Below are 16,344 nucleotides of genomic sequence, written 5' to 3' on the forward strand. Positions count from 1 at the left end.
CAGGCAATAGTAAAAAGGCAATAGGCAACAGGAACAGCCAGTGAGTAGTAGTAGGTGAGTAGTATCAGGCGTGATAATGGCATTGCTGTTGAAGTGGATAGTTTATTATACTTTAACTGATATTTGACTTAAATAAAAGGCCGGATTTCCCGGCCTTTTTTGTTGTATGCCATACAGGTCGTTTGTCCATAATATGCCTATCGAAAGTTCATCCTTAATAATAGCTCCGCCGCTTTGCCAAAAAAACATCAGGATACAGATCGGATTTATAGATTTTAGCGCCTAAGTGATAAATTACTGGAAGTATAAACAGGCTCAGGAAAGAATAAACAATTTTGTTTTGATCATGCTCCGAAAATTCAATATCAATTACTGTGTAATTTAATTTCGAGCTCAGCCCATATTTCATTGAATCAATGGCTTGCTGTTGAGTTATTTCGAAAACCTCAAAAGTCTTCGGCTCTCTGAGGATAATACAAGCTGCAAAGAATGCTGATACGATTTGTTTTATATGGGCTTGTGTCTGTAGAATTTTAAATTCAAGAATAGTTTCCCGATCTCAAGCCGTGTGACGCTATCTCGTTCTTATGTGATTCAAAAATGAATCGGTTTTTTTCATCCTGCATAATTGAACTCCCTTTTATGAGGGGTATATTCATGCATTGGCGAACGCTGGGAAAGGCAAGGCGTGCCTTGCCTCAATAACATCCTGATCGTACAATTCGTCCTTCGCAACTCGGCCTTCGTACCTTTTTACTTCTTACCTCTCACCTTTTGCCTTTTACCTCTCACTTTCTCCTCAGCCACCATCCCAGCCAGGCTCCGCAAAGTCCCCACATCATTATTCCATCCGCAAAACTTGCACCGATATCTCTTGAATCATACCAGATATGTGTAGATAACGCAAAAGTGGAAAACCCGATGAGCCCGATAAAAATGGATGACAGCACTATCGTTCCGAAGGAAGGATTCTGCATTTTTGAAAAGATCCAGATCAGTAATGCTGCGCAAACAATGCAGGAAAGCAAACCTTTAATGATGTTCGCTCCCATGTTCATATCATACGATTTATGATAGGAGACTTTTGCCCAGGGCTTTCCTTTGCTTTCGTCCATCAGTGCCTGGAACTGTTCCTGTGAAGATTCCCTTGGTAAGCTGGGCATGTAGAAATCACCATCTTCTGAAAATTGCGTGTTCAGAAAATCCATGACTTCCTTTTGTTTGGGTGTATATGCCACAGCGCTTTCGTGAAAATTGGCAACCGTCCATGAAATCGTTTGCCATGCGAAACTAATGATGCCACCTACAATAGCACCGATGATCCATTTTTTCATATTGCAGTTATTAATGATGAGAAGTTAACAAATTAACAGGTACGATAAATGAGATTTGATTATCAACTTCAAATCTTCTTATCATTGCGAAAATTTTTTTATGGCTTTAATTGCAGGAGTAAAGGATAAATTTCTGAGATACGTGCAGATCGATACGCAGTCTGATCCTCACAGCAGTTCCTATCCTTCCACTGAAAAACAAAAAGACCTCGGTCGCGTACTGGTTGATGAGTTACAGCAGATGGGTCTTTCCGATGCGCATATGGACAATTGGGGTTATGTATTCGCTACGATTCCTTCTACTACAAATAAATCTGTGCCGGTGATCTGTTTCTGTGCACATATGGATACATCTCCTGATTGCAGCGGGACTGATGTCCGGCCGATTGTGCATGAACGTTGGGACGGTTCTGATATCATTCTTCCTGACGATCGAAGACAAGTGGTATCCATAAAAGATCATCCTTACCTGCAGGAAAAAATCGGCGAGGACATTATCACTGCCAGCGGGACCACGCTGCTTGGCGCTGACGATAAAGCTGGTGTTGCTATCGTTATGCAGGCTGCGGAAATACTTGCCACGGACAATTCAATTGAACATGGAGCCATCAAAATTTTATTTACGCCTGACGAAGAAGTAGGTCGCGGAGTGGAGCACCTGGATCTTCAGAAACTGGGAGCGCAGTATGCGTACACACTGGATGGCAGTGAGCGCGGCTCTCTGGAAGATGAAACTTTTTCGGCAGATGCTTTGATACTGACGGTATACGGCATCAGTGCTCATCCGGGGTTTGCAAAGGGCAAACTGGTGAATGCAGTAAAAATAATCGGGGAGATCATTCATGAATTGCCAAAGACTGGCCTTTCTCCTGAGACTACGGAATTGCGTGAAGGATTTATACATCCCGTCCACATGGAAGGAACTGCTGAAGAAGCATCGCTTCATTTCATTATCCGTGATTTTTCCGCATCTCAACTGAAAGTATATGAGAATCTCATTGAGACGATTGCATCTCATGTGGTGGAAAAATATCCGGGCGCGAGTTTCAGAGTTGTGGTGAAAGAACAATACCGGAATATGAAGGATGTTATTGAACAGCATCCCAACGTTACTGCTTTCGCAATGGAAGCTATCGCCCGGGCAGGTATGCCTGTACGTAAGCTGAGCGTCCGTGGTGGTACTGACGGGTCAAGACTATCCTTTATGGGTCTTCCATGTCCGAATATCTTCACTGGTGAAATGGCGTTTCATTCCTTGCAGGAATACGTTTCCGTGCAGGACATGGAAAAAGCCGTGGAAACAGTAATTGAATTATCAAAAATCTGGGCAGAAAAAAGCTAGCATTCTCAGGCTGTGGCCATCGTAAGATTTTCATGTCTTTTCCAGATGCGAAGGTACCAGTACACCGGAAATGCAACGATATTGATCAGAACGAAAGCGACTACCCACATCAGCTTCTCATTCGTTTCCATTTCCATATTATTCAATGCATGGATGATGTAATACACCAGGAGACCCACGCTCAGCAGGCCCAATGCCAATGCCGTTATCACCACACTCAACACATCTCCGACGACAGGGAATTCGTCACCCCTGATATCGGAAATAATTGCATCTCTCACCATCAGTACCACACTCAGAAAATAAAAACAAATGAAGATGAACGGGAGAAATGTAAAGATCCCAAGGATGATTTTATTGCCTTTGGTCATAACATCAGATTTTGAGATGATAAAATGAAATTTCCCGAAAGGCTACAGATTGCGAAGATATTTTAAGATAAAACTTTTTTTCGGATTGATCAAATGGTTTCCCATATAAAAATAACGGAAACCCTATCTTGGGGAAAACTTGTGATATGGAATTTATCAATGTCCAATTGATTGTCATCATCCTTATTGTACTCACTGTTCTTTCAGGTCTCAGAACTGTAAAACAGGGCTATGTCGATGTCGTAACTATGTTTGGAAAATACCGCCGTATACTCCGGCCAGGTTTGAATTTCAAAATTCCTTTTCTGGAGAAAATTGCCAGAAGCGTAAGTATTCAGAATAAATCTGTGGAACTGGAATTTCAGGCTGTCACCCAGGACCAGGCCAATGTTTATTTTAAAAGTATGTTACTATTCTCCGTGCAGAATGAGGACGAAGAGACGATCAAAAAAGTGGCTTTTAAATTTTTCAGTGAGAAGGACCTGATGCAGGCGCTTGTCAGAACCATCGAAGGAACAATACGTGCGTACGTTGCTACAAAAAGGCAATCTGAAATCCTTAGTTTGCGGAGGGAGATTGTAAATTTCGTTAAGGACGAAATCGATGCTTCACTGGAGGGTTGGGGTTACCACCTGATTGATCTGCAGATCAACGATATTACTTTCGATAAAGTTATTCTGGATAGTATGAGTCGCGTGGTGGCTTCGCATAACTTAAAAGCGGCAGCAGAAAATGAAGGTCAGGCTTTGCTGATTACAAAAACAAAAGGAGCGGAAGCAGAAGGTAATGCGATAAAAATTTCTGCGGAAGCAGAACGCGAGGCTGCAAGACTTCGTGGGCAGGGTGTGGCATTGTTCCGCCAGGAAGTTGCGAAGGGTATGACCGAAGCAGCGGAACAATTGAAACAGGCAAATCTCGATACCAATGTGATCCTGTTTTCTATGTGGACAGAAGCGATTAAAAATTTTGCAGAAGTTGGAAAAGGCAATGTGATTTTTCTCGATGGTAGCAGCAGTGGAATGCAGCAAACAATGAAACAGATCATCGGATTGATGCGGGCGGAGCAGTTGAATGATAAATAGACAATAGTAAGGAGGCAACAGGAACAGCCAGTAAGTTGTAAGAAGTAAGTAGCTGTCTGCCGGCAGCCAGGTAAGCGGAACAGCCGGCTGTTGGTGGAACAGGAAGCTTTCTGTCATAACGAACAACGAACAACGAACAACGATCAACGAACAACGATCAACGAACAACGATCAACGATCAACTGACAATTCTTAACAACTTTTTTACATAATTACCGCCGTTGCTCAACTGTATGCTTAAAACGGAAAACCTTCCTACCCGCAAGCAGGCTGGCTGTTCAAACTATGAACTATCAACTATGAACTATCAACTATGAACTATGAACTATGAACTATGAACTCTATATAAATTGTTAATCCATACTGCTTCGCAAGTAATTTTGAATCATCTTTGCGCAACTTTAGCGTTAAGGACGAGTCAGTAGTTCATCAATTCATTGTATCCGGATAAAAATTTTTTATTATGCCAGGATGGTTCTTGCAGGTGATCAGTACAGCCAACAAGGCAACCGATAGTTTAGTCAATGCTGCGCAGGCGGTAACTCCTCCGAAAGAAATGCATTTGTGGGATATCCTGAAATCAGGTGGCCCTTTAATGATTCCTCTTGGGCTGATGCTGGTTGCGGTTATCTATTTCTTTTTCGAACGTAACATCGCGATCAGGAAAGCAGGTAAGATCGATCAGAATTTTATGATGATCATCAGGGATCATATCGTAAATGGAAATATATCTGCTGCGCGTGGGATAACACGAAATACCAATCACCCTGTTGCCAGGATTATTGATAAAGGTATTCAGCGTATCGGCAAACCGATAGATGCAATTGAACGCAGTATGGAAAACGTGGCCCAGCTGGAAATGTACAACCTGGAGCGCAACCTGAGTGTGCTCTCGGTGATCGCACGTGCCGCACCGATATTTGGTTTTATCGGTACTCTCGCGGGACTTATGCAACTTTTCTTCGATATCAATACTACAGGAGAATTTGTATTGAATACAATCGCGGGTGGTTTGTATGTAAAACTGGTGACTTCTATTTCCGGTCTGTTGATAGGTTTGCTGGCATTTCTTGCACACAGCTATCTCCATACGCAGATCGACAAGACAGCCAATAAAATGGAAGTAGCTGCAGCAGATTTTCTGGATATTTTACAGGAACCAACACGATAATTCACTATGAGGATAAGAAAAAAACATCGGGGAGAAACAGAGGTATTTACAGATGCGTTGAACGATATTCTGTTCATCCTCCTCATGTTTTTCCTGATCGTGTCCACCCTGGCCAATCCGAATGTGATTAAATTGTCACAACCTAAAAGTAAAAGCGATACCAAGGCCAAGCAGAACGTTGTTGTATCTGTTGCGCAGAACCAGCAGTATTTTGTTGGCACCACGCGCGTGTCACTTGACTCATTGAGATCTGCATTATTGCCTGCGATTCAAAAAGAAAAAACGGATATTCCTACGGTTGTTATCAATGCGGATAAAACTGTACCTCTTGATGATGTGGTAGCCGTCATGCGCGTCGCACGCGAGCTGGGAGCGAGGACGGTTTTGTCGGTAGATAACAATTAGGCAGGAGTAAGCGGTAAAGAGGCAGGAGAGAAAAGAGGATACTGAACACGGAATGCAGAATACAGGGATAGAAACAGACACGGGATAGTGAATTGAAAACTGAAAACCGCAAACTGGTTGTTCGTAACAACAGGAAGTTGAAATATGGCAACCTCTGTGAACTGTGAACAGTGAACTTCTTCGGCTGTTCAAACGAACAACGAACAACGAACAACGAACAACGAACAACGGGCTGTTCAACTGACAACTCACTCATGACGATCATCTCCGCTTCTCAACTGCTAAAAAAAAATCTTCAGACAATTTACGATCAAAGAGAAGCTTTCGCCATTTCATCATTGGTGATGGAGAAAATTACGGGTAAGAAAAAATCTGAACAGGTGCTGAATCCCTATATCGAATTTGATCCCCGGCAACAGCTGTTGTTTGATAAATACATTAATGAGCTTTTGCAGAAACGGCCTTTGCAGTATGTATTGAATGAAGCATGGTTTTGCGGAATGAAATTGTATGTGAACGAAAATGTATTGATCCCGAGGCCGGAGACGGAAGAGCTTGTCCAGTGGAGTGTGGACAGTTTGAAGTTGCAATCAAAGCAGCATCCCAGGGTACTCGATGTCGGTACCGGAAGCGGTTGCATTGCTCTCGGAATAAAAAAGAATTTTCCATCTGCTGAGGTTTTTGCCATTGATATCAGTGAATCAGCACTAAAGGTTGCCTCACGAAATGCAGAAGAAAATAATCTTTCAGTTCAGTTGCAGCAAATGGATATAACTGGTGCCAGCAGCATATATACAGGTGAAATTTTTGATCTTGTCGTTAGCAATCCTCCCTATATTCCGTTGTCAGATAAACCAGCGATGGAGGATCACGTCGTTGAGTACGAGCCGCATCTTGCTCTTTTTGTTGATGATGATAATCCGTTGAAATTTTATGATGCCATTGCGGGCTTTTTTCTTTTACATGCGGTACCCGGCTCCCTACTCTTTTTTGAAACACACTGGCAATACGCTCCTGAAATAAAAAAACTTCTTGAGAAGAAAGGACTGACTGACGTTGAGATCAGAAAAGATCTCCAGGGTCATGAACGAATGATCCGCGCGAAATACCCATAGCTTCTTTGCATTTAGCCGCCTAAGTCGTTCCTTTGCATCCCGTGAATGATGTTGAGAAATACATGAGCCGATGTCTGCAACTCGCCGTTGCAGGTGCAGGTTCCGTGGCACCAAACCCAATGGTAGGTGCTGTACTCGTGTATAATGACATTATCCTTGGGGAGGGTTATCATCAGAATTATGGCGGTCCGCATGCGGAGGTCAATTGTTTTGAATCTGTAGGTTCGGAAAACAGGAAATACATTCCGGATTCAACTTTATATGTATCGCTGGAACCCTGTTCGCATTATGGAAAAACGCCACCATGCGCAGATCTGATCATCAGGGAAGGAGTGAAAAGGGTAGTGATCGGCATGCGTGACCCTTTTGAGTCAGTTGATGGGCGCGGAATCGAAAAGCTAAAAAATGCGGGAATCGAAGTTGTATTTCCTGTGCTTGAATCTGAGGCGGGATTTCTGAATCGTCGCTTTGTTTCATTTCAGAAGAAACATCGTCCTTACATTATACTGAAATGGGCACAGACTGCGGACGGATTTATCGGAAGTGCTGAAAAGCGTTTGCATATTTCGGGAATGGCATCGAACAGGCTGGTGCACAAATGGCGTTCCGAAGAAGCGGCTATACTTGTTGGTGTTGAAACCGTTTTACATGATGATCCGCAACTGACAACGCGTTTGTGGCCGGGAAAAAATCCTGTGCGTATGATCATCGATCCGAAAAAAAGGCTTCCGGACCATCTTCGTGTATTCGATGGAGAATGTGATACGATCGTTTTTACAAATGGTTCATCAAATAAGAATTTTCGTGCGGAATGGATAGAAGTTGGTATTGGAGATTCTTTTGTTGATGCCGTGTGCAGAACAGCTTTTGAGAGAAAGCTGCAAAGTATTCTTGTGGAAGGCGGATCGAAAACTATTCAGCATTTTCTCGATACAGATCTTTGGGATGAGATCCGCATGATCACCAACACTGGTTTATTTATTGGAGAAGGAATAGCAGCACCTTTTGGTGCCAATGGGAAACATATACTTAGTGAACAATTCGGTGAAGACCGGGTTGACTATTTTCTGAATCCGGGTAATCCGTTGGCAGCAGCCGGATCTCTAAAACATTTTGAATTTTAGTGACGAATGAACATGGCCGTTCTTACCCATTATTTTACAATAGAATCCACCGGATCCGCTGTATTTGAAGATCGCGGGAGCAAGTTTATCGGTTATACGTTTCCGGTAAAAACGGTTATTGATTTCAAAGAGGCACTGGCAAGATTAAAAAAAGAGCATCCGAAGGCATCGCATTTCTGTTTTGCCTATCGACTTGGCCTCGATGGAAACAATTACCGGGTCAGCGATGATGGCGAACCTTCGGGTTCTGCAGGCCGACCGATTTTAGGCCAGATCGATAGCAAAGAATTAAAAGATACACTCGTGGTGGTTGTGCGTTATTTCGGAGGCACTTTGCTTGGCGTTCCTGGTCTCATCAATGCATACAAAACCGCAGCTTCTCTCGCCATCCAGGTAACCCCCTCGGTAAGGAAATCCGTTGAGATCAATTACACTCTTCAATTCGATTACACACGAATGAATGAAGTAATGATTATTTTAAAAAGATTTGGCTGCACTATTCATCAACAGGAAATGCAATTGTTCTGTTCATTCAAAGTCGGTATTGCCGTTCAAAGCGAAAAGGACTTTCTGAAGCAAATGAAGGAAATACCAGGATTAACGTTAAACGCGGAACGTTAAACGTTGAACCTCATTCCGCTCTCAGACTATCCACCGGCTTTGCTCTTGCTGCCCTGATTGTATTCAAGCTCACAACAACTAATGTCAGCAATAGTACCATCACACCAACCAGTCCAAAAAGCCATACGCTGATATTAATTCTGAAAGTATATTTCTGCAACCAGTTGCTCATCAGCCACCAGGTAAGCGGTACTGCAATTACAAAAGCAATCATCACCAGTTTCAGGAACTCTTTTGAAATTAACATCAGCAGCTGCGGAACAGTTGCGCCGATGACTTTGCGAATACCAATTTCACGAATGCGTTTTTCGATGGTGAATGACGCGAGGCCTGCGAGACCAAGGCAACAGATGAAAATGGCCAGGCCGGCAAAAATATTGATGAGCTTACTGATCAGTTCTTCTGAAGAAAATTTCTTAGCGAATTCCTCGTCTACGAATCGATATTCAAAGGGTTCTGCCGGGTTGAATTTTTTGAAGATGGCTTCTACGGCAGGTAATGCTTTCTGCAGTTGCGCATTATCTCTCAGACGAAGCGTAATTGTGTTTCCCCAGTTGGGATTGTAAAAAACCATCATCGGATCAACTGGTTCAAATGGTGAACCCATGACATAGTTTTCAGTTACTCCTATTACTGTATATACTCTGTCCCCACCGTAGCGTAACTGCGTACCCACGGGATTTTTTATACCCATTACGTCGACAGCGGCTTTGTTTAATAACATCGATGCTGAGTCCACAGGTGTTCCTGAAAAATCTTTTCCATCGATAATTTTTATTCCCATCGTCTTTGTGAAATCAACATCGCTGCTTTCCCCGGCGAAAATGATATTGGCATTCTCAGGTTTGCCGTCCCAATCGGGTGATGGACTGCGCATCCAGATATCTGTAATGGGGGATAATGATCTTGTCGCAGCTTCAACCATTCCAGTACCCAGCAATTCACGTTTGATTGCAGGGAAATTTCTGCTGATATCATCACTTGAAGGAATCATGATCAGGTTGTTCGGATTGTAACCAATATCACGATTGCGAATATGTTGTATCTGCTGGTAGATAACAATAGTTGCGGATATCAGTAGTATTGAAATTACAAACTGACCAACCACCAGAATTCTCCTGGGTAGTACAGCTGCTTTGCCAGGTAGAAATGTCCCTTTCAGCACTTTCACCGGGTTAAATGAGGAAAGATATAACGATGGATAACTTCCTGCAACCAGACCCGTAAATAATACAATTATCGTTGATGCCATCCAGAAGGAAGGCGCAGTAAAATCAAGTTGAAGTCTTTTATTCACGAGCGTATTGAAAGCCGGAAGAAGAAGATAAACAACAAGCACAGAAAAAACAAACGCTATTAAAGTAAGAATGAGTGATTCTGTAAAAAACTGAAGCACTAATTGTTTTCTCGGTGACCCCAGGGTCTTTCGAACACCCACTTCGCGGGCTCTTTTTTCAGAGCGGGAAGTGGAAAGGTTCATGAAATTGATACAGGCAATCAGTAAGATGATGCAGGCAATGATGGTGAACATGCGCACATATTCAATCATTCCCCCTGCATTCTTTCCATCTTTAAATTCATTTTCCAGACGCCACTGCCTTATCGGGAACGCGAAGTACTTGCTGACTTTTTCGTCATTCGGACTATGTTTGTATTTGATCTCATTGATCTTTTTTTCAAGCGCGGCTATGTTGGCGCCAGGTTCAGCCTGGATGAATACCGTCCAGGACGAACTTCCCCATTCGTTCATTGCTCCGCGCAGGTAATCTCCATCATAATTAAATGTGTTGATATAATCAAACTGGAAAGTTGAGTTGCCGGGAACATCGGCCACAACAGCAGTTACCCTGGCATCGTAATCGTTATCAATTCTTACAATCTTGTTTATAGGATCTGTATTCCCAAACAGCGATTTCGCAGTTGATTCAGTAAGTATCAATGAGTATGCATCCTGTATCGCTGTTTGCGGATTACCTGTAATAAACTTCCACGAAAACATATCAAAGAAGCCATCACTTACTGTATGGCCTTCTTTTTTTAGATGTTTGTCTCCATATGAAAGTAAATGCGATTGCCTGTGTGTGGTGACCACTGCATTTTTCAGCTGTGGGATTTCCTTTTTTATGGTTGACGCCAACGGCAACACCATATTTTCATCTGTAAAAATCTGGTTGTTGAAATTCCGATGCGCCATCACCTGGAAGATATCGTTGTAATTTTTATGAAATTTATTAAACGACAACTCATCTTTCACCCAAAGAAAAATCAGTATTGTACACGTGATACCCATGGTAAGACCAAGGATATTTGTTACAGAAAATCCTTTGTTGCGGAAGAGACTTCTCCAGGCAATCTTCAAATAGTTACTCAGCATATAGCATTTTTTTCATTGAACGTAAAACGTATACCGTTAAACGTAAGAGTTTGTTTAATATATCAGTATTATAAATTCGCCAGATACTTTTTCTAATGTTTTTTCTATAATCGCATAGGATAACTTTAAACGTTATGCGTTTTACGTTTAACCTGCAACGTTATTCTGACCGCAAACTTCTCACCGGATTGGCTAGTGCTGCTTTAACCGCCTGGAAACTTACAGTCAGCAACGCAATTACAATTGCCAGTACTCCTGCAAGTACAAAAACCCACCATTCAATACTGATGCGATAGGAATATCCCTGCAGCCATTTATTCATTGCGTACCAGGTAACAGGTGATGCAATAACAAAAGAAATCAGTACCAGTTTCAGAAAATCTTTCGACAATAAGTTGGTTACACTGAAAACCGATGCACCGAGTACTTTTCTTACGCCGACTTCTTTTGTTCTGCTTTCAGCCATGTATGCTGCGAGACCGAATAGTCCAAGACAAGAGATGAATATCGTAAGACCGGCAAACAGCGCAGCGAGTTTACTTGTTTGCTGCTGATCACGGAATTTACGTGCATAAGATTCGTCTGTGAATATTGCTTCAAACGGGTATTGCGGATTGTATTTGGTAAAAATGGCTTCCATACTTTTTAAATTCGTCGCAGTCCCTCGTGCAGGATTCAGTTTCGCATGTATCACCTGCCCGTAGTCCATTCCAGGTCCGAACACCATTACAGGATTAATTTTTTCCTGGAAAGGTGACTCAAGAACAAAATCTTTGATTACGCCAATCACATGGTAATAATTTGTGTCGCCTACATAATGAATGTTGGTACCAATGGGTTTTTTCAGACGCATAGCTTTCACTGCTGACTCATTAAGCAGTACAGCAGTACTGTCCGTTTTGAAATTGTATACATCAATGTCGCGTCCATCAAGCAATTGCACACCTGTTGTTTTTGTGAATTCAGCATCTGAGCCAAGCCGGATAAAATCAATTTTTTCATCAGCCTTTGTACTTCCTTCCCAGGCAAATCCCCAGCTATCGCTCCAACGCTGTGTAATGGGGTTTGAGGACCTGGTGACTGAAACGGCGGTGCCACTCGAAAGCAATTCATTCCTGATGGCCTGGTAGTGTTTGTCCACTTCACCTTGCGTAAACGTATACACGAGATTATTTCGATCATATCCGCTCTGCCGGTTTAATCCATATTGCAACTGGCGCACAACAATCATGGTAGAAATGATCAGGATAATGGCGAAAGTAAATTGTACTGCAACAAGTATTTTACGCGGAGCAATTAATGCGTTCGCTTTTTTGAATGTTCCTTTGAGTACAGCCACCGGTCTGAATGAAGAGAGATAGAACGCCGGATAGCTTCCTGCAACAATTCCGGTAAATACAATAAAACATACAACGGTAAACCAGAAAACCGGGTTTGTGAATGGAATGAAAAGTTGTTTATTGACAAGTTGATTGAAACCTTTTAAGCTTAACGTAACAATCAGCAGCGCCAACAGAAAGGAAATGAAACTCAGAATAATACTTTCGGTAAGGAATTGCAGAATCAGCGATTTCTTTCCTACCCCAACAACTTTCCTGATGCCTACTTCTTTCGCACGTTTTTCACTGCGCGCCGTACTCAGGTTCATAAAATTGATACAGGCGATCAATAATATAAATGCAGCTATTATTCCAAACAGGCGTACAGTTTCTATCTGCCCGCCAGTGAGTCTGCCGTCTTCAGATCGTCCATACAGATAATACCTATTCAAAGGTTGTGTGAATACTTCTGTTGTCACCTGGTCAGCTGAGCCTTTTGAATGATCAATAGTGATTGTCCTGATTTTCTTATCAAAATTAGCTTGCGAAGCACCTGGCTTGAGAAGTGTATAAGTTCTTACTGAATTATTTCCCCAATGCTTGTCATCCCAATCGAGTTTACGCATGTATGACCAGGGTAAAAGATATTCGAATTCAAATAATGTATTGTTGGGAAGATCTTTCAACACTGCCGTTACCGTACAGTTGTTTACACTATCAATGCGAATCGTTTTTCCCAGTGCCTTTTCATTCCCAAACAGTGCTTTAGCAAATTTTTCTGTCAGCACAATGCTGTAGCTGTTTTGCAAACTGGTAGCAACTGTACCTTCAAGTAAGGGGAAACTGAAAATGTTAAGAAAGCTGCTATCGGCGAAAGCTCCTCTTTTATTCATCCGTTTCTCACCTGAAGTGAGCAGAAATGTGATATTGTTGAAGCGCGTGAAATCTTCTACTTCCGGATAATCCGCTTTTAGTGTTGGTCCGAGAATTTTAGGCGTGCTGTTCCATGCCCACTTGTTTCCCTCCGGATCTGTGTCGCGATTGTACATTACATAAATCCTATCACCTTTTTCATGAAAACGTTCCATACTCAACTGGTTCTGGATCCATAAAAGGATGAGCATCGCTGCTGCCATTCCCACAGCCAGACCAGTGATGTTGAGAAATGAATAACCTTTGTTACGTGCAAGGTTTCTGAAGAGGGTTTTGAAATAGTTATTTATCATGTTAGTTGTCGGTTGTTAGTTAGTTCATAGTTCATAGTTCATAGTTCTTAGTTCTTAGGAGGGAACAGGCAGTCACACTATTGGCACGACGCTAATGTCGTTGTCCAAAATGACTTGAAAATTTACATGCACGATTTTCAACGGCAAATTTTCAAGTGTATAGTAACAGATAATTTTAGCCACGCTGTATTTTTTCGTTGAGTTTCTTAAAAATCAGAGGGTTTGGACGAACCCCGAGTACAAATGATGCTCCATTTAAACCCATTATACTTTATCGGAATTAAGATTTTTGTCAATTATAAAAGTGATTGTACTGATCTGTTGCATGCTGCCTCAATCAAGTGCCACGAAAACAAAAAGACTTTACCACTTTCAACAGTCGGCTGTTACGTTCTACGTTCAACGTTTTACGTTTAACGTTCAACGTTACTCACTTCTCAGGCTCTTCACCGGATTCGCCAATGCTGCTTTGATCGCCTGGAAACTCACTGTCGCTAATGTGATCATCAATGCTGCAATCCCTGCCATTACAAATACCTGCCAGCCAATAGAAATCCGGTAATCGTAATTTTTCAGCCAGCTGTTGAGATAATAAAATGCTACCGGTGTTGCTATAACACAAGAGATGATTACAAGGACGATAAATTCGGTGGAAAGCAATCGCCAGACGTTTCCAACACTGGCTCCAAGTACTTTTCGGATACCAATTTCTTTGGTTCTCTGTTCAGCAACAAAGCTTGCCATCCCAAATAAACCAAGGCATGAAATGAAAATGGCCAGTACTGCAAAATAGGATGAGAGTTTTCCGATCCTTTCTTCTGCAAGAAATTTTCCGCCAAATTCTTCATCAACAAATTTGTACACAAAGGGTACATCAGGAGTATACTTTTTCCATACCTGTTCAATCGCTTTTAAAGATTGACCTGCGTTGCGTTGCGGGTTTAACTTCAGAACGACGTGGTACAGGTTGTCATAATCCCCGATATGGTACAAGGTAGGTCGAACAGGAAAGAATGGAGATTCCTGCATGATGTCTTTCACAATACCGATGATGGTAAACGATTGGTCGTTCCATTTCAATGTTTTGCCTACGGGATTCCCGAATCCTAAAAATTTTGCAGCAGATTCATTAATAACAAACGCTGCCGAATCAGTCGCGAAATCTCTTGAAAAATCACGACCATCTTTAATCTGCCATTCGACAGTTTTTCCAAAATCATATGATATCCTGTTATTCGGAAAATCAACAGCGAGATTAGGATCTTTTCCCTCCCAGTCGAATCCTCCATTGGTGTTCCAGACCTGTGTGAGCGGACTATTTGAGCCTGCCATTTCTTCTATTGCGCCTGCAGTTTTCAATTCAGTTTTTATTGCGTCAAAATGTTTCCTGATCTCCGGTTCTAATCCCATTGCAACCAGCCCATTGCGCGAGTAACCGATAGGTCTTTCTTTCGCATACTGTATCTGCTGATAAATGATGATTGTTCCGATGATCAGCATTACCGATACCGTGAACTGCGCGACGACCAGTATTTTTCTTGGAACTGAGGCCATTTTACCTACACGGAAAGTTCCTTTCAGCACTTTCAATGGCTGGAATGAAGAAAGGTATAAAGCCGGATAACTGCCTGCCAGTAATCCTGTAAAGATGATGAATGCCAGGCTGAAAATCCAGAACCATGGATTCTGCCACGGCACTTCGATTTTTTTACCTGCGATATCGTTGAAGACGGGAATGAAAAGCAAAACGAGAATAAAAGAAAAGATAAATGCAATAAAAACGACCAGAAAAGATTCTGCAAAAAATTGTTTGATCAGTTGCCAGCGCATCGAACCTATTGCTTTTCGTATGCCCACTTCTTTGGCTCTTTTCTCACTTCTCGCTGTAGCGAGGTTCATAAAATTGATACATGCCAATAGTAAAACAAAAATGCCAATGATGCCAAACAGCCAAACATATTGAATGTTCCCACCGGTATTGATGCCTTCTTTAAACTCATTGTACAGGTTCCACCTGCTCATCGGCTGGAGAAAAGCTTCCCACTTATATCTCTTTTCTTCGTCGCTGATATTATTGAGTTTTACGTTTTTGATTTTTGCGGAAACTTTCTGCATCTCGGCATTGTCCGCAATCTGAACAAATGTCTGGGAGAAATTGCTTCCCCACGGATTTTCCATATCCTTCGCCCATGGGTTTTTAATCATCCACAGTTCCCATGGCAACATCATTTTTATTTCACGGAAAGATGTATTGTCCGGAAGATCTTCATATACGCCGGTTACTTTTACATCATTTTGCCTGTCCAGTTTTAAGATCTTGTTGATAGGATCATCTGTTCCGAAAAGAGATTTTGCGGCAGAGGCTGACAACAAAACAGAGTAGGGATCTTTCAAACCGCTACGCGATCCGCTGATCATTTTTAATGAAAACATTTCAGGAGCATCAGCATCAAAAAAGTTACCTGTTATCGGCAGGTGCTTGTTGCCGATAGAAAATAATTGTGATCCTGTCCAGGAAGATTGCACCACGTACTTGAAATCACTTCCGTACTTCGCACGCAACTCCGGACCCATTACCGCCGGGTTTGCGGTTTGTGTTCCGATCCTGCCATTGAAATTGGCATGCTGCATCACCTGCGCAATGCGATCATAGTTCTGGTGATATTTATTAAAGCTCAGCTCATCATGTACCCAAAGGCCGATAAGAATGGCTACCGCCATTCCGACGGCAAGTCCACCAATATTTATAGTACTGTAACCTTTGCTTTTTACCAGGTTTCGCCAGGCGATCTTGAAATAACTTTTTATCATTAGTTGTCAGTTGTCAGGTTATAGTTTACAGGAGGCAACAGGCAGCGGA

The 16,344-nt window shown here is 42.2% G+C and carries 12 protein-coding genes; 7 read left to right on the forward strand and 5 right to left on the reverse strand.

What is annotated here, in order from left to right:
- Positions 1-788: 788 nt before the first annotated feature.
- Positions 789-1,334 (reverse strand): hypothetical protein, encoded by a 546-nt coding sequence (locus P2W82_RS20865; protein ID WP_336517881.1) that lies wholly within the window; start codon positions 1,332-1,334, stop codon positions 789-791.
- A 100-nt stretch (positions 1,335-1,434) separates the two neighbouring features.
- Between P2W82_RS20865 and pepT the strand changes: the two genes are divergently transcribed.
- A complete protein-coding gene (pepT, locus tag P2W82_RS20870) occupies positions 1,435-2,676 on the forward strand; it encodes a peptidase T (protein WP_336517882.1) in 1,242 nt (413 codons plus the stop codon).
- A gap of 5 nt (positions 2,677-2,681) precedes the next feature.
- On the opposite strand, the gene P2W82_RS20875 is transcribed toward pepT, so the two are convergent.
- Positions 2,682-3,047 carry a hypothetical protein gene (locus P2W82_RS20875; protein WP_336517883.1) on the reverse strand — a complete coding sequence of 122 codons (366 nt, stop codon included), beginning with the start codon at positions 3,045-3,047 and terminating at the stop codon, positions 2,682-2,684.
- A 146-nt stretch (positions 3,048-3,193) separates the two neighbouring features.
- On the opposite strand from P2W82_RS20875, the gene P2W82_RS20880 reads away from it, so the two are divergent.
- From P2W82_RS20880 to P2W82_RS20905, 6 genes are all read left to right on the forward strand, one after another.
- On the forward strand, positions 3,194-4,129 hold the full coding sequence (locus tag P2W82_RS20880; RefSeq protein WP_336517884.1) for an SPFH domain-containing protein: 936 nt from the start codon (positions 3,194-3,196) through the stop codon (positions 4,127-4,129).
- Positions 4,130-4,592: 463 nt separating this feature from the next.
- Complete coding sequence (locus P2W82_RS20885; protein WP_336517885.1) at positions 4,593-5,300, forward strand: MotA/TolQ/ExbB proton channel family protein; 708 nt, start codon at positions 4,593-4,595, stop codon at positions 5,298-5,300.
- Positions 5,301-5,306: 6 nt separating this feature from the next.
- The gene (locus P2W82_RS20890) at positions 5,307-5,705 is read left to right on the forward strand and encodes an ExbD/TolR family protein (RefSeq protein WP_336517886.1); all 399 of its coding nucleotides are present in this window, start codon (positions 5,307-5,309) and stop codon (positions 5,703-5,705) included.
- Positions 5,706-5,959: 254 nt separating this feature from the next.
- Positions 5,960-6,820 (forward strand): peptide chain release factor N(5)-glutamine methyltransferase, encoded by an 861-nt coding sequence (gene prmC, locus P2W82_RS20895; protein WP_336517887.1) that lies wholly within the window; start codon positions 5,960-5,962, stop codon positions 6,818-6,820.
- Between the two features lie 62 nt (positions 6,821-6,882).
- Entirely contained in the window at positions 6,883-7,944 is a 1,062-nt protein-coding gene (ribD, locus tag P2W82_RS20900) for a bifunctional diaminohydroxyphosphoribosylaminopyrimidine deaminase/5-amino-6-(5-phosphoribosylamino)uracil reductase RibD (RefSeq protein ID WP_336517888.1), read from the forward strand.
- 6 nt (positions 7,945-7,950) lie between these two features.
- A complete protein-coding gene (locus P2W82_RS20905; protein ID WP_336517889.1) occupies positions 7,951-8,565 on the forward strand; it encodes an IMPACT family protein in 615 nt (204 codons plus the stop codon).
- Positions 8,566-8,575: 10 nt separating this feature from the next.
- On the opposite strand, the gene P2W82_RS20910 is transcribed toward P2W82_RS20905, so the two are convergent.
- From P2W82_RS20910 to P2W82_RS20920, 3 genes are all read right to left on the reverse strand, one after another.
- Positions 8,576-10,939: an ABC transporter permease gene (locus P2W82_RS20910; protein WP_336517890.1), complete on the reverse strand. Its 2,364-nt coding sequence runs from the start codon at positions 10,937-10,939 to the stop codon at positions 8,576-8,578.
- Positions 10,940-11,099: 160 nt separating this feature from the next.
- On the reverse strand, positions 11,100-13,484 hold the full coding sequence (locus P2W82_RS20915; protein WP_336517891.1) for an ABC transporter permease: 2,385 nt from the start codon (positions 13,482-13,484) through the stop codon (positions 11,100-11,102).
- Between the two features lie 426 nt (positions 13,485-13,910).
- Positions 13,911-16,295 carry an ABC transporter permease gene (locus P2W82_RS20920; RefSeq protein ID WP_336517892.1) on the reverse strand — a complete coding sequence of 795 codons (2,385 nt, stop codon included), beginning with the start codon at positions 16,293-16,295 and terminating at the stop codon, positions 13,911-13,913.
- Positions 16,296-16,344 lie beyond the last annotated feature (49 nt).

Source organism: Pollutibacter soli (assembly GCA_029269725.1).
Taxonomy (GTDB): Bacteria; Bacteroidota; Bacteroidia; order Chitinophagales; family Chitinophagaceae; genus Pollutibacter; species Pollutibacter soli.

Coding starts and splice junctions, on each gene's coding strand:
- P2W82_RS20920 (WP_336517892.1), bottom strand. CDS start 16,295: ATGATAAAAAGTTATTTCAAGATCGCCTGGCGAAACCTGGTAAAAAGC.
- P2W82_RS20905 (WP_336517889.1), top strand. CDS start 7,951: ATGAACATGGCCGTTCTTACCCATTATTTTACAATAGAATCCACCGGA.
- P2W82_RS20890 (WP_336517886.1), top strand. CDS start 5,307: ATGAGGATAAGAAAAAAACATCGGGGAGAAACAGAGGTATTTACAGAT.
- P2W82_RS20865 (WP_336517881.1), bottom strand. CDS start 1,334: ATGAAAAAATGGATCATCGGTGCTATTGTAGGTGGCATCATTAGTTTC.
- P2W82_RS20915 (WP_336517891.1), bottom strand. CDS start 13,484: ATGATAAATAACTATTTCAAAACCCTCTTCAGAAACCTTGCACGTAAC.
- P2W82_RS20885 (WP_336517885.1), top strand. CDS start 4,593: ATGCCAGGATGGTTCTTGCAGGTGATCAGTACAGCCAACAAGGCAACC.
- P2W82_RS20910 (WP_336517890.1), bottom strand. CDS start 10,939: ATGCTGAGTAACTATTTGAAGATTGCCTGGAGAAGTCTCTTCCGCAAC.
- P2W82_RS20875 (WP_336517883.1), bottom strand. CDS start 3,047: ATGACCAAAGGCAATAAAATCATCCTTGGGATCTTTACATTTCTCCCG.
- pepT (WP_336517882.1), top strand. CDS start 1,435: ATGGCTTTAATTGCAGGAGTAAAGGATAAATTTCTGAGATACGTGCAG.
- ribD (WP_336517888.1), top strand. CDS start 6,883: ATGAGCCGATGTCTGCAACTCGCCGTTGCAGGTGCAGGTTCCGTGGCA.
- prmC (WP_336517887.1), top strand. CDS start 5,960: ATGACGATCATCTCCGCTTCTCAACTGCTAAAAAAAAATCTTCAGACA.
- P2W82_RS20880 (WP_336517884.1), top strand. CDS start 3,194: ATGGAATTTATCAATGTCCAATTGATTGTCATCATCCTTATTGTACTC.